General features: G+C 34.7%; 14 protein-coding genes. 7 read left to right on the top strand and 7 right to left on the bottom strand.

Annotation, left to right across the window (positions count from 1 at the left end; all coding sequences use genetic code 11):
- Nucleotides 1–38: 38 nt before the first annotated feature.
- From ACFFGL_RS07010 to ACFFGL_RS06980, 7 genes are all read right to left on the bottom strand, one after another.
- A complete protein-coding gene (locus ACFFGL_RS07010; RefSeq protein WP_309727100.1) occupies nt 39–554 on the bottom strand; it encodes an OmpH family outer membrane protein in 516 nt (171 codons plus the stop codon).
- A gap of 47 nt (nt 555–601) precedes the next feature.
- Nucleotides 602–1,432 carry an OmpH family outer membrane protein gene (locus tag ACFFGL_RS07005; RefSeq protein WP_309727101.1) on the bottom strand — a complete coding sequence of 277 codons (831 nt, stop codon included), beginning with the start codon at nt 1,430–1,432 and terminating at the stop codon, nt 602–604.
- A gap of 34 nt (nt 1,433–1,466) precedes the next feature.
- Complete coding sequence (locus ACFFGL_RS07000) at nt 1,467–4,043, bottom strand: BamA/OMP85 family outer membrane protein (protein ID WP_309727102.1); 2,577 nt, start codon at nt 4,041–4,043, stop codon at nt 1,467–1,469.
- Nucleotides 4,044–4,050: 7 nt separating this feature from the next.
- Entirely contained in the window at nt 4,051–4,791 is a 741-nt protein-coding gene (locus tag ACFFGL_RS06995) for an isoprenyl transferase (RefSeq protein ID WP_309727103.1), read from the bottom strand.
- A complete protein-coding gene (gene porG / locus ACFFGL_RS06990; RefSeq protein ID WP_309727104.1) occupies nt 4,792–5,484 on the bottom strand; it encodes a type IX secretion system protein PorG in 693 nt (230 codons plus the stop codon).
- 105 nt (nt 5,485–5,589) lie between these two features.
- Nucleotides 5,590–6,474 (bottom strand): NAD kinase, encoded by an 885-nt coding sequence (locus ACFFGL_RS06985; protein ID WP_309727105.1) that lies wholly within the window; start codon nt 6,472–6,474, stop codon nt 5,590–5,592.
- A 4-nt stretch (nt 6,475–6,478) separates the two neighbouring features.
- Nucleotides 6,479–7,138: a CBS domain-containing protein gene (locus ACFFGL_RS06980; RefSeq protein ID WP_309727106.1), complete on the bottom strand. Its 660-nt coding sequence runs from the start codon at nt 7,136–7,138 to the stop codon at nt 6,479–6,481.
- A gap of 86 nt (nt 7,139–7,224) precedes the next feature.
- On the opposite strand from ACFFGL_RS06980, the gene ACFFGL_RS06975 reads away from it, so the two are divergent.
- The 7 genes from ACFFGL_RS06975 to clpP all read left to right on the top strand — a co-directional run bounded on the left by ACFFGL_RS06975 (nt 7,225) and on the right by clpP (nt 14,316).
- Entirely contained in the window at nt 7,225–7,941 is a 717-nt protein-coding gene (locus tag ACFFGL_RS06975; protein WP_309727107.1) for a pyridoxine 5'-phosphate synthase, read from the top strand.
- An 18-nt stretch (nt 7,942–7,959) separates the two neighbouring features.
- On the top strand, nt 7,960–8,733 hold the full coding sequence (locus ACFFGL_RS06970) for an alpha/beta fold hydrolase (RefSeq protein WP_309727108.1): 774 nt from the start codon (nt 7,960–7,962) through the stop codon (nt 8,731–8,733).
- Nucleotides 8,734–8,836: 103 nt separating this feature from the next.
- Complete coding sequence (locus tag ACFFGL_RS06965) at nt 8,837–10,093, top strand: OmpP1/FadL family transporter (protein WP_309727109.1); 1,257 nt, start codon at nt 8,837–8,839, stop codon at nt 10,091–10,093.
- 15 nt (nt 10,094–10,108) lie between these two features.
- Nucleotides 10,109–11,701 carry a G-D-S-L family lipolytic protein gene (locus ACFFGL_RS06960; protein WP_309727110.1) on the top strand — a complete coding sequence of 531 codons (1,593 nt, stop codon included), beginning with the start codon at nt 10,109–10,111 and terminating at the stop codon, nt 11,699–11,701.
- A 75-nt stretch (nt 11,702–11,776) separates the two neighbouring features.
- Nucleotides 11,777–12,127: a phage holin family protein gene (locus tag ACFFGL_RS06955; RefSeq protein ID WP_309727111.1), complete on the top strand. Its 351-nt coding sequence runs from the start codon at nt 11,777–11,779 to the stop codon at nt 12,125–12,127.
- Between the two features lie 69 nt (nt 12,128–12,196).
- A complete protein-coding gene (tig, locus tag ACFFGL_RS06950) occupies nt 12,197–13,519 on the top strand; it encodes a trigger factor (protein ID WP_309727112.1) in 1,323 nt (440 codons plus the stop codon).
- Nucleotides 13,520–13,629: 110 nt separating this feature from the next.
- Nucleotides 13,630–14,316: an ATP-dependent Clp endopeptidase proteolytic subunit ClpP gene (gene clpP / locus ACFFGL_RS06945; protein ID WP_309727113.1), complete on the top strand. Its 687-nt coding sequence runs from the start codon at nt 13,630–13,632 to the stop codon at nt 14,314–14,316.
- The last annotated feature ends 1 nt before the right edge of the window (nt 14,317 follow it).

Here is a 14,317-nt window from a genome sequence, read left to right as displayed (position 1 = left end):
AAAAATAAGAAGTGCTTTTAAATATTTGGAAAATTAGGTTATTGAATTCCTAATTCTTTTTTTACGTCTGGTAATAAATTATAACCATCAGCTAAAATTACGCCGGTTCCAGTAGTAGAATCTAACACGTAATCGTATCCTTTATCTCTCGCTACTTTTTGAATAGCAGTTCTAGCTTTTTCGTAAACCGGTCTTAAAAGATCTGTTTCTTTTTTCTGAAGATCTTCTTGTGCGGTTTGGCGATATTGCATAATTTTTTGTTGCGTAGCTTGCAATTCTCTAGCGCGTTCTGCATTTTCTTCTTCAGTTTTCTGAGTAGCTTCAGCTTGATATTTTTTATTTTTATTTTGAGCTTCTTTTAATAAATCGTCAATATCGCTTCTATACGTATTCTGAAGTTTTTCTAACTGTGACATTGCAGATTGATAACCCGGCATCGACTCAATTAATTCTTGTGTCGCAATATGAGCAACTTTAGAGTTCTGTGCATTTGCAAAGGCAATTCCTCCTACAATAAACGATACGGCTATTAAAAATGTTCTAAATTGTTTCATTTGTTTTGAATTAAATTGTGTTCTTACTTTTTGTTTGATTATTCTATTTAGTTATTATTTCTCTCAGCGTTACGAGCTTTTTCAATTGAATCTCTTCTTTGTTGGCGCTCTTCAAGCATTTTTTGGCGACGTTGTTCGTACTCTAGACGTTTTGCTTCTCTAATGGAATCACGAACACGTTGACGCTCGTTCATTTCATTTTCACGTTTGTCTTCAATCGCTTGTCGTTTTTCTTCTCTTTGTTGCTCTTCTATCTTATCTTCTTTAGCTTGAATAACCGATTTGTATTCTTCTGGAGCAGCATTTTCATCTTCTCCTTCTTTATTTTCAGTTTGTTCTTCGCGTTCTAATTTGCGTGAAGATCGTGTAATTTTTGCTAAAATTTGGTCGCTGATGTCGTGTCTTTTAGCTGAAAATAGCATTAACGCATCTGCTGAATTTTCATAGATAAAATCATATTCTCGGGTTTGTCCAATTTCTTGAACGGCGTTAAAAACTTGATCTTGTACTGGTTGAATTAATTGCCTTTTCTGCGTAATAAAAGCACCTTGCGGCCCAAATTTATCTTGTTGATATTTTACAATTTGGTCTTCTTCATATTTAATTTCCTCTTCGCGTTCTTCAATTAATTCTTTGGTAAGAAGCGGACGCTCATTTTCGAGATTCTGCTTCATATCTTTTACCTTCTGCATTTTCGATTCAATCTCAGCTTTCCATTGTTGAACTCTTCCACTAAGTTGTTGTGAGGCTTGTTTATATTCAGGAACATTGTCTAAAATATAGTCCATATCAACATAACCAATTTTTAAGCCACGTTGCGCTTGCAATTGAAAGCTCGAAATGAACCCGATTAGTAGTATTAAAAGACTTTTTTTCATCATGTATTAGTTTCTTAGAAAATATCGTGCCAAATTAGAATTGTTGCCCTATTATAAAGTGAGGTCTCCAACCACTACTTTCGCCAGAGGAAGTGCCCGGGATTGGATCAAAACCGTATCCGAAGTCAATTCCTAATAAACCGAATGCTGGCATAAATATACGAACTCCAAAACCAGCGGAACGATTTAATTGAAATGGATTAAAATCTCTGAATCCATCATACGATGCTCCACCTTCAGCAAAAGCTAATCCATAGATAGAAGCAGAACGATTTAGTGTGATAGGGTAACGTAATTCTAACGAGTATTTATTATAAATTGTTGCCCCGTCATTTCGAGTTGCTCCAGAAGTTGGATCGCGATCGATAGGCGTTAAAGATTGGTTTGGATAACCACGTAAACGAATAGTTTCTCTTCCGTCTAAACTATAACCGCCTAAACCGTCACCTCCTAAATAAAAACGTTCGAATGGTGGAATTCCTCTTTCGTTATTATAGGCTCCTAAAAATCCGTATTCTACGTTTGTTCTTAATACCAAATCGCCAACAATACTGTTGTACCAATCTCCTTTAAATTTGATTTTATAATATTCTAACCAATCAAAACGTTTCTGGTCGATTTTTGCAGGATCAGGTTGTCCGTTGGTTTGGTATGCTGGATTATTCTCTAGGTTTCCATAATCTACGCCATTCCAAAGTGAATATGGAGGAGTAAATTTTGCGGTAATACTAAATTCAGAGCCGCCTTTAGGATAAATAGGATTGGTAAACTGATTATTTCTTGTTAAACCTAAAGTAATCGCAAAGTTGTTCGCGTGACCGTCAGGGAAATTGAAAAGACCAATATCATAATTTTTTAAAGAATAATGTTGGTAACTAACCGCGCTAGAAACCGTAAAATAATCATCAGGAATAGTTAATCGTTTTGCAAGACCAACTGAACCTCCTGTAATTAAAAATCGACGATCTCTGTTCGCATCACGATTTACAGCATCATAAAAATATTGTACAGTATGCGAAAATGAAGTTGTTAATCGAATTGGTTCTTTTCCGCCTAACCAAGGTTCAGAAAAAGATAGACTATACGTTTGGTAAAAGTTAGCCGCTTGTGCTCGTAAAGATAAAGTTTGACCGTCACCCATTGGAAGTGGATGATATGCATCTTTATCGAAGATTCCTTTTAAAGAAAAATTGTTGAAACTTAAGCCTAAGGTACCGACGAAACCACCACCACCGTAACCTCCTTGAAGTTCAATTTGGCTAGCGCCGCTTTCTATAACATTATATTCTAGATCTAATGTTCCGTCATTAGGATTTACGTTTTTGAATTCTGGCGCTAATTTTTGAGCGTCAAAAAAGCCTAATTGACCTAATTCTCGAACAGTTCTTACAACGTCTCTTTTGCTGTAACGCTCTCCCGGCCGTGTTCTTAAATTTCTATAAATTACGTGATCGTTTGTTTTGTCGTTTCCTTTTACCACGACTTCATCAAAATACGCGACTTTTCCTTCTCTAATTCGAATTTCAAAATCGATAGTATCATTATAAACTCGAGTTTCTACCGCATTAATTTGTGAGAAAAGGTAACCGTTATTTTGGTAAAGGTTAGTTAAATCATCTGCGTCGGGTTTTGTTTGGTCAGCAATGCGTTGCTCTAATAAAGTCCCGTTATAGGTGTCACCTTTTTTTATTTTTAGAACTTGTTTTAGTTGTTTATCGGTGTAAACGCTATTTCCTAAGAAAGAAATATCACCAAAATAATATTTGTCGCCTTCTTCAACTTTTAGGTTTATAGCGATGTTTTCTTCATCTTTTTTGATGATGCTATCTGAAATAATTCGCGCGTCACGATAACCTTCAGATTTATATTCTTTTATAATTTCTTGTTTATCTTCTTCGTAATCTTCTTCAATAAATTTTGAACGTTTCCAGAATCGAAGGAAGTTTTTGCGTTTGGTAGACATTTGTCTTCTTACTTTTCCATCACTAAAGACTTCGTTTCCTTCAATATTAATCGCGCTAATTTTTACTTTTTCTCCAACATTAATATCAATATCTAAATCTACTAATTGTTTGGTGCTTCCTTCTAGAGTGTCTTGAACAGGAATAGTTCTAATATCTACATCGGCATTTAAATAACCTTCTGAACTATAAAATTCTTCGATATTATTTCGAGTAGTCGCGATTAAGTTTTCGGTAACTTTTGTTCCGGGATCTAAATCGTTCTTTTTAATAAACTTTTCTTTGTGCTTTTTCTTTTTATTTCCGCTTATAGTTACTTCGTTTAATTCGGGAACTTCTTGAATTTCGAGCTCTAAGTTCGCTACGTTTCCTTCGCTAATAGTGTAATAAAGGTTAATATCACTAAAGAGACCTAAATCCCAAAGTTTATTGATTACCTGACTTATTCTATCGCCCGGAATATAAATTTTTTCGCCTTTACGTAAACCTGTAAAAGCGATAACGGTTTGTTCGTTATAGCCAGTATTTCCGGTTACGGTAATTTCACCAACGGTATATTGCTCGCCGTTTGCAAGAGGAATATCTTGCGCCGAAAGATTAAGGCTGAAAGCAAGGTAACCTATAAAAAAAATAACTATTTTTTTAGTCATCAATGCGCTAACTGAGTTGCTCACTTGTTTTTCCAAATCGTCGTTCTCTGTTTTGATAATTTAAAATAGCCTCTACTAAATGTTCCTTTCTGAAATCGGGCCATAAAATTTTGGTGAAATATAATTCTGCGTAAGCGATTTGCCAAAGTAAAAAATTACTAATTCGCTGTTCGCCACTTGTTCTTATTAATAAATCTACATCGGGTAGATTGTGGGTATATAAATTTTGTTGGACAAGGTTTTCGTCGATAGCTTCAATAGCAACTTCACCTTTTTTAATTTTTTCTCCTATTTTTTTTATGCAAGTCAATAATTCTTCGCGCGAACCATAGCTTAAAGCTAAAGTTAACGTCATATGTGAATTATTGGCGGTTTTGTCTATTACTTCTTGTAATTCTTTTTGTGCTTTTTCAGGTAAATTATTTAGACAGCCAATTGCACTTAGCTTAATATTATTATCCATTAATGTTTTAATTTCTTTTTTTAAGGAAGAAACTAATAATTTCATTAATGTTCTAACTTCAATTTTTGGTCTGTTCCAGTTTTCTGTTGAAAATGCAAAAAGAGTAAGGTTTTTTACGCCCAATTCTGCGCAAGATTCTACGCTTTCTCGAACCGCAAATGTTCCTTTTTCGTGACCAACTACGCGAAGCAAACCTTGTTGTTTTGCCCAACGACCGTTACCGTCCATGATAATGGCGATATGCTGCGGAAGTTTTTCGGTATTTACTTGGTCTTTTATATTCATTTAAAAATTACAATAACATGGTTTCCTTCCGAAGGTATAAGTTAACGTGATTCCGGTAAACATATACCAATCGTTTGTGTTTGGGTTTCCGAAACTAGGTAAATTTTGCCCACCATCAAATTCTTCGGGATTACTTCCGTCAATATTATCGGTAAACGTATAGCGCGCTCCTATTTCTAGAGCTAAAACCCAATGTGTGTCTAAGGTTCCTTTTATCCCAATAACCATTGGAATCGCCATATTTATTTTGGAATCGTTACGGGTTAATTCTTCTCTGGCATTCAGATAAAAATCGTCATACTTAATTCCTGTTAAACCGGTGTACAAATAAGGTGTAACTTGCGGTTTAAAATTATGTAAATTCCATTCCCAAAAAGTATATTCAATTCCTAAAGAGGCTTCAGTTACTGAATTTTTAAAGGAATATCCTCTTAATTGTCTCCTTGTTTCGTCAGAATCCAGATCGTCTGCTTCCAAATCGGCATGAATTATGCTAAGTCTAAAGGAATGGCGTTCGCTTCTATTCCATTTAAAAACGCCGCCAAAAGCTAACGTGTTTGGGTTTATATAATTGGTAGCGCCTACATCGCCAATAAAGTTAGCAGCCCCAACATAAGGGCCAACTTCATAGGTTTGCGATTGCAATTGACTACTATATAAAAGCATAATTATTACTACCGTTAAATATCTCATAGATTTTCAAAAGTTTGCAAATATATGAATTAAGTTTTCTCTAACTTAATTTAATAAAGATTTGTATTCGCTATGATTAACAAATTTCCGGAAGTTTTATTGTTTTTAGTTGCGTTTATCTTCGCCCCAGAGTAATTTTTTTCGCAATGTTTTTATGAAACTGTCTTCGTGAAGTAAAACCAGTCCGATAGTGAAAGGTGCTTTTTTTATGGTGATTTCGGTATCTTTATCTAAACTCGTGATGCGAGAATCTAAAGAGACAAGATAATCATCTTCGCGACCGGAAACTTTTAATTTCAATTCAATATCATCTGGAATTACTAATGGGCGAGCATTTAAATTATGTGGTGCAATGGGTGTAATTGCAAGTGCGTTGGTTTCAGGATTAATTATAGGTCCGCCGCAACTTAGCGAATAGCCTGTAGAGCCGGTTGGCGTAGAAATAATTAGACCGTCTGCCCAATAGGCATTTAAATATTTTCCATCTAGCCAAGTTTCAATTGTAATCATAGAGGTGGTGTTTTTCCGACTTATCGCAATTTCATTTAATGCGAAATTTATATCAGAAAGACCTTCGTTTTTTGGAGATGTTGCAATTGTTAACAAACTTCTTCTGGAAATACTGTATTTTTTTTGAAGAATAGAAGAAATAGTTTCGCTTATTTCTTCTTTTTGAATAGTAGCTAAAAAACCTAATCTTCCAGTATTTATCCCGACAATGGGAATGTCTAAGTTTTTTATAAAATTGACGCTTTTTAAAATTGTTCCGTCTCCGCCGATGCTGAAAAATAAATCGAAACTTGAATCTAATTCTTTAAAAGTTGAAAATTCTGAGTATTGCTTTTTAATGGAATCCTTCTTGTGAATTATTTCTAGAAATTCTTTTTCAATTACCACCTCGATATTTTTTTCTTCCAAAAGGTCTAGTAATTCTTGAATGTATTTTCCGGAATTTTCATGATAAAACTGTCCGTAAATGCCTACTTTCATAAAATTAAATATTGAGGTATTTGTTCAAATAATCTGAACGTTCTTTTAAATTTTTCAGAAATGTGTCTTCTTGATGGCTGCTAACTACTTTATAACTATAGCGTCTAAACGACTGGATAATTTCATTAATACTAGAAAGCCCGATTTTTATAGTGATTTGAACTAAATCTTGTGAAAGCTGACTAATAAAAAGCCCGAGAATTTTTCCTTCATTCGATTCGATAATTTGCGTAATTTCACTAAACGAATAATCTTTAAACCCCTTTTCAATCACCAACACCGAACCAACTTCACTTAAAAATGGCGTTTCGTTAAAAATTGAAATAATATCACTAAGTTCTAAATATCCGATATATTTATTAGTTCCGGCTTCTAAAACCGGCATAAAATTGGTATTCTGTCTTGCAAAAGCCTCTAAAATATCTAACCAATTATCATTTTCTCGAACAAAAAAAGTTTCAACTGCGTGGCGATAATCTTTAATACTTTTTTTTCCGTCAAAACAGCGTACATCATTTTCAGAAATACAACCTATAAACTCTCCTTTTTCCGCGATCGCCAAGTGGCTATATGTAAGCTCGTTAAAAAGATCTTTTAAATTTTGAATAGGCGCATCTAACGGCTGAATTTCAACATCATTAATAATATAAGTTTGTATATTCATTGCCACAGGTTTTCTTGCAAATTAATTAAAATATAGCACATGAAAGCTCGGTAACTTTGTATTTTTGTAGTTAAAAAACTGTAAAGATGACAAAGTTAAGTGTTAATATAAATAAAATTGCAACGCTTCGAAATGCGCGCGGCGGAAATATCCCCAACGTAGTTGAAGCTGCAAAAAATGCTGAAAAATTTGGAGCTCAAGGAATTACCGTTCATCCGCGACCCGATGAGCGTCATATTCGCTATCAAGATGTGCGAGATTTAGCGCCTGTTGTAACTACGGAATTTAATATAGAAGGAAATCCGTTTGATGATTTTATTGATTTGGTGCTCAAAAATAAACCCACACAAGTTACACTCGTTCCCGATGATGATAATGTGTTAACTTCAAACGCAGGTTGGGATACTATAAAACATCAAGAATATTTAAAAGAAATAATTGCTGAATTTAAAAAGCATAATATTCGCACTTCGATTTTTGTAGATCCCGATCCTGAAATGATTAAAGGAGCCCAAAAAACCGGAACCGACAGAATAGAATTATATACTGAAGAATACGCTGTTCAATTTGCCAAAGGAAATAAAGAAAAAGCCGTAAAACCGTATGCTGAATGTGCTAAAATTGCGCAAGAGTTAGGTTTGGGAATAAACGCTGGGCACGATTTATCGCTTCAAAACATTAAATATTTCAAAGAAAATGTTCCCGGTTTGTTGGAAGTTTCCATCGGTCACGCCTTAATTGCGGAAGCACTTTATGACGGATTGGAAAATGTAATTCAGCAGTATTTAAAACTTTTAAAATAAGCTGATAAAAAAGTAACTATGAAATTACACTCAAACATAATAGGAGAAGGAAAACCATTTTTAATACTCCACGGATTTTTAGGAATGGGCGACAATTGGAAAACTTTAGCTAAAAAATTTGCAGACGAAGGTTACCAAGTTCATTTAATAGATCAGCGCAATCACGGAAGAAGTCCACATACCGAAGAATTCAGTTACAAACTTATGGCTGAAGATATTCAGGAATACTGCAAAACGCATAATTTAGAAGAAATAATTCTGTTAGGTCATTCTATGGGCGGGAAAACTGCAATGAAAGTTGCGGTAATGTTTCCCGAATTATTAAAAGAATTAATTATTGTAGATATAGCTCCTAAATATTATCCGCCGCATCATCAAACCATTTTAGAAGGACTCACCATGCTAAGTGATAGTGAATTAACTTCCCGCGGAGAAGCCGATGAAAAACTTCAAGAATATATAGAAGAATGGGGCGTTCGTCAATTTCTACTAAAAAATCTTTATTGGAAAGAAAAAAACAAACTCGCTCTCCGTATGAATTTACCCGTGCTAAAAGAAAAAATTGAAAATGTCGGAATTGCGTTGGAAGAAAATGAAATCTATCCGAAACAGACACTTTTTATAAATGGAGAAAAATCGGGGTATATTAAAGAAGAAGATAGAGATTTAATAAATAAACATTTTCCGAAGAGTAATCTTGCCACCATTAAAGGAGCTGGACATTGGGTTCATGCCGAAAAAATGGACGAATTTTATGAAATCGTCATTGGCTATCTTAAAAATTTAGCATAAATTTACTATGCTTACATAATATTTTGTAAATTTAATCGATTAAATCAATTAAATTCTTAATTTGGGATTGTAAACAGCAAACCTTTATAACCTTAATTTACTTATGAAAAAATCTTTACTTTTCGCGGTAATAGCTTTATTTTCTGCTTCAATTTATGCAGGTGGCTACCGTGTAAGCACGCAAGGACAACGCGCTTTAGCGATGGGGCATTCTGGCGTAGCAGTTGTTAACAGTGCAGAACTCGCATTTTTTAATCCCGCTGGGTTGGTTTATTTAGAAAATAAGCTGAATGTTTCAGCCGGAGTTACCGGAGTTATTTCTAATGTTCGATGGCAAAATACACAAACTGGAAATTTTGCTGAAACCGAAAATAATTTAAGTACGCCTTTTTATGTGTATGCCTCTTATAAAGTAACCGATTGGTTTACGGTAGGTTTGAGTGCGTATACACCTTACGGAAGTAGTGTAGAATATCCTACCGATTGGGCTGGTTCTCATTTAATTAACGATATTGATTTACAAGCTATTTATATTCAACCGTTGGTGTCTTTAAAAGTTTCAGAATATTTTAGCGTTGGAGGAGGGCCAATTTTTGTAACTGGCGGTGTTAATTTTAACCGTAATATTAACCGAACCTTAACCAACGAAGAAGGCAATCGCGGTAATGTAGAGATTGATGCTTCGAATGTGACCAATATGGGTTGGTCGGCAAGTTTTATGTTTAATCCTACAGAGCAATTAAGAATAGGAATGAATTACCGTTCAGAAATTATTTTAGAAGCGGAAGATGGTGATGCAACGTTTAGCAATATTCCAAATTCTCCTTTAGCTCCTGTAGAAAATGGAACGGTTGCTTTTGATGCTTCTTTACCACTTCCTGCTGAATTTACCGTTGGGTTATCATATGAATTTTGTGATAAATGGTTATTCGCATTCGATTATAACAGAACGATGTGGGGAGTTTACAATTCATTAGATATTAACTTCGCTCCAGAGGGAATTCCAGATTCGGTAAATCCTAGAAATTATAAGAATTCATCAACTTATCGTTTCGGAATTCAATATGAAGCTTTAGAAGATTTAACCTTAAGATTAGGTTATTATTTTGATGAATCTCCTGTTCGTTCAGGTTATTTCGCTCCAGAAACACCAAGAAATGATTCGCATGGTTATACAGGAGGATTTTCTTATCAAATAACCCCAAGTATAGCTGTAGATGCTTCTTTTGTTTACTTACGCTTTGAAGAAGTGCAAGAATCGTATGATTATTACCAAGAAAACGGGCAAAATGTTTCTTTTGGAGGAACTTATAAGAGCAATGCTTTTTTACCGGGCTTAGGAGTTACTGTAAAACTATAATTAAGAAAAATAAATATGAAAAATTATATAAAATATATAACCGCGGTTACGTTAGGAGTAGCCTTGGTTTCGTGTGAACCTGAATTCGATAAATCTGTCGAAGATGGTGATTATTACTCAAGTGGGGAAGCGGACTTTAGCAATTATGTGGCGTTAGGAAATTCGTTAACTGCAGGTTTTGCTGATAATGCTTTGTATATTCAAGGGCAGCAAAATTCTTATCCTAATATTTTAGCACAACAATTTAAACTTGTAGGCGGCGGAGAATTCACCCAACCTTTAATGTCAGACAATATTGGTGGTTTGCTGCTGAATGGAGAACAAATTACAAATACAAAATTAATTTTAGATGTTGGTGCAAGTGGAAGCCCAGCTCCTACAAATATTCAAGGAACGCCATCTACAGAAATCACTAATACACTTTCTGGATCATTTAATAATATGGGTGTTCCAGGGGCAAAAAGTTATGAATTATTAGCGCCAGGTTATGGAAATGCTGCAGGATTACAAGCTGAACCTAAAACTGCTAATCCATATTTTGTAAGATTTCGTTCTTCAGCAGAAACTACAGTTTTAAAAGATGCAGTTGCGCAAAATCCTACATTCTTTTCCTTATGGATTGGAAATAACGATGTTCTTGGTTACGCGACTTCTGGTGGAGTAGGCGTAAATCAAACCGGGAATTTAGACCCTAAAACATATAATCGTAATGATATTACCGACCCTAACGTTTTTGCTAATTTTTACTCGCAAGAAGTTGAGGCGTTAACTGCTTCAGCTAGTGGCGGAGTTCTTATTAATATTCCTGATGTGGCAGCTACGCCTTTTTTTACAAGGATTCCATTTGACCCTATTACACCGGCAGCATTAGGCGATCGAATCACGCAATTAAATCAGACGTATGCGCAATTAAATCAGGCTTTTGCATTTATAGGGGTTCCTGAGCGTTCAATTCAATTTTCAACTACAGGTCCAAGCGCGGTGGTAATTCAGGATGAATCGTTAACTGATATTTCTGAGCAATTAACACAGGTTTTAATGGCAGGTGGACTTCCGCAAACACAAGCAACAATTTATGGAATGCAATACGGTCAGGCTCGTCAAGCTACTGAAAATGATTTAATTCTGTTAACAAGTCAAAGTGCAATTGGTACGGTTAATACTGAAAGAGTTCAGGAATTAGTAGGTTTAGGTGTTCCTCAAGAATTGGCAGGGCAATTATCTATTAATGGCGTTTCTTACCCAATGGAAGATCAGCATGTGTTGATTCCTGCTGAACAGGAAGAAATTGCTACGGTAACCGCAACTTATAACGCAACTATTGAAGCAATAGCGACTTCCAAAGGACTCGCATTCGTAGATGCAAACACACTTTTAAATAACGTAGCGAACGGCGGAGTAATGTATGACGGTGGAATTATAACTTCAGAATTTGCAACCGGCGGCGCTTTTTCATTAGATGGAATTCATTTAACTCCTCGTGGATATGCGGTAATTGCAAATAAAATTATTGAAGAGGTAAATGAAACTTATAATGCCACAGTTCCTAAAGTAAACGTAGGTACTTATCGTGGAGATCCGGCAATTGGTTCAGGTGTTATGGAATAATTTCTTCGATCTTAAAATGATTATAAAAGTGCCGAAATCAATCGGCACTTTTTTATTTTTATAAAAAATTATAAAATGAAATTAATCCTTCGAATACTCATCACCGCATTTATTGTTGTTGCTTTAGCAAATCTACTGCCAGGCGTTGCGGTTAGGAACTACCTTACGGGAATTTTTATTGCCATAGTGCTCGGTATTATGAATATTTTGGTAAAACCCATTTTAATACTTTTTACGTTACCGGTAACTATTATAACCTTCGGTTTATTTTTATTGGTAATTAACGCATTAATAATTTTAATGGTTACTGGTTTGGTAACCGGTTTTTACGTAGACGGATTTTGGTGGGCATTACTATTTAGCTTATTACTTTCATTTTGTCAATCAATTCTATTTAAAGCATTTGAAAAATCAAAATCCCGCTAATTAAAAACTTGGTTGGCAGGTAAATAAATTGTAATTTTGCACTCCAATTTTTAGAAAGAATAGTTAAGAATGAACATCACAAGAGAAAATATCGACGAGCTGAATGCTGTAGTGAAGGTTGAAATTGCTAAAGAAGATTACAACCCAAAAGTAGAAAAAGTATTAAAAGACTATCGTAAATCGGCTAATATTCCCGGTTTTAGAAAAGGACACGTTCCTATGGGCTTGGTTCAAAAGCAATACGGAAAAGCGGTACTTGTAGATGAAGTAAATAAACTTCTTCAAGAAGCCTTAAGTAAATACTTAACTGAAGAAAAATTAGACGTTCTCGGGAACCCGCTACCAAAAGAACAAGATAATTTTGATTGGAGTGATGATAATTATGAATTTCAATTTGAATTAGGACTTTCTCCTAAATTTGAAGTTAATCTGGATACTAAAGAACCAATCACACATTACACGATTGTGGCTGATGATACGATGATTGACAATCAAGTTAAAACCATTCAGAAACAATACGGGAAATTAGTAGCGAAAGATGAAGCTGCAGAAGGTGATCAAGTAACCGGAACTTTCAAAAACGAAGAAGAAGGTATAGAAAACACCACCACACTTCCATTAGACAAATTAAAAGGAAAAAGAAACCTTAATAAATTTGTAGGAGCAAAAGTAGGAGATACCATTACGTTAAAAACGAAAGGCTTATTTGAAGACGACCACGATTTAGTTGAATTCTTAAAAGTAGAACACGATAAAGCGCACGATCTTGATGTTGAGGTTAGCTTCGAAATTTCTGAAATAAACGAACAAGTTCCTGCAGATTTAGATCAAGAATTATTCGATAAATTATTTGGAAAAGGAAAAGTTACTTCTGTAACAGAATTGAAAGAAAAAATTAAAGAAGACGCAGAGGGTCAGTTTCAACAACAAAGCGATCAACAGTTACTAAACGACGTAACTGAGCGTTTAATTGAACAAACTAAATTCGATCTTCCAAAAGAATTTCTTCAAAAATGGATTCAAGTAAGCGGTGAAAAAGAATTAAGCGCCGAAGAAGCAAAAGAAGAATACGAAAAAAGTGAAAAGGGGCTTCGTTTTCAATTAATCGAAGGAAAATTAATTCAAGATAACGAATTACAAGTTCAGTTTGAAGAATTAAAAGAAATGACCAAAGAGCGCATTAAAATTCAGATGGCGCAATTCGGCCAAATGGATCCTTCAGATAAAGATTTAGAAGATATCGCTAGTCGTGTACTTTCAAATCAAGAAGAAGTAAAAAAATTATCAGAACAAGTAATGAATAAGAAATTACTTGATTTATATAAAGAAAAGGCGAACCTTACAAACAAAGAAGTAACATACGAAAATTTTGTTAAGGAAGTTTATAAGTAGTCTTTTATAGAATTAATACTTATCTTTAAGGCGTTTAACCCAAACTGGGCTAACGCCTTTTTTAGTACTAATACAAACGCTTTTCAGCAATAAAATAAGACAAGAAATTTATGGATTTCGGAAAAGAATTTGAAAAATTTGCGATTAAAGATCAAGGGATCAACAGCAATTATTATAATAAAATTATAACCAGCATGACGCCGGTTGGAATGACGCCAAACATTATCGAAGAACGCCAAATGAATGCGGTAGCAATGGATGTTTTCTCTCGATTAATGATGGATAGAATCATTTTTTTAGGCACCGCAATTAACGATCAAGTAGCAAATATTGTGCAAGCACAAATGCTATTCTTAGAAAGTACAGATGCCAATAAAGATATTCAAATTTATATAAATTCTCCTGGAGGAAGTGTTTATGCAGGTTTAGGAATTTACGATACCATGCAATTTATAAAACCCGATATCGCTACAATTTGTACCGGAATGGCAGCTTCTATGGGAGCGGTTTTATTATGCGCTGGTGAAAAAGGAAAACGTAGCGGATTGCCACATTCACGCGTTATGATTCATCAACCTTTAGGTGGAGCGCAAGGTCAAGCAAGTGATATCGAAATTACTGCACGCGAAATAATTACCTTAAAAGAAGAATTATATAAGATTATTTCGAAACATAGTGGTCAAGATTACGACAAAGTCTATGAAGATAGCGACCGTGATTATTGGATGAAAGCTGAAAAAGCTAAAGAATACGGTATGATTGACGAAATTTTAACCAGAGAAGAGAAGAAAGCATAAT

Source organism: Mesonia maritima, assembly GCF_042433895.1.
GTDB classification, from domain to species: domain Bacteria; phylum Bacteroidota; class Bacteroidia; order Flavobacteriales; family Flavobacteriaceae; genus Mesonia; species Mesonia maritima.
Note: the sequence above shows the minus strand (reverse complement) of the source record. Positions and strands in the feature narration are given on the sequence as shown.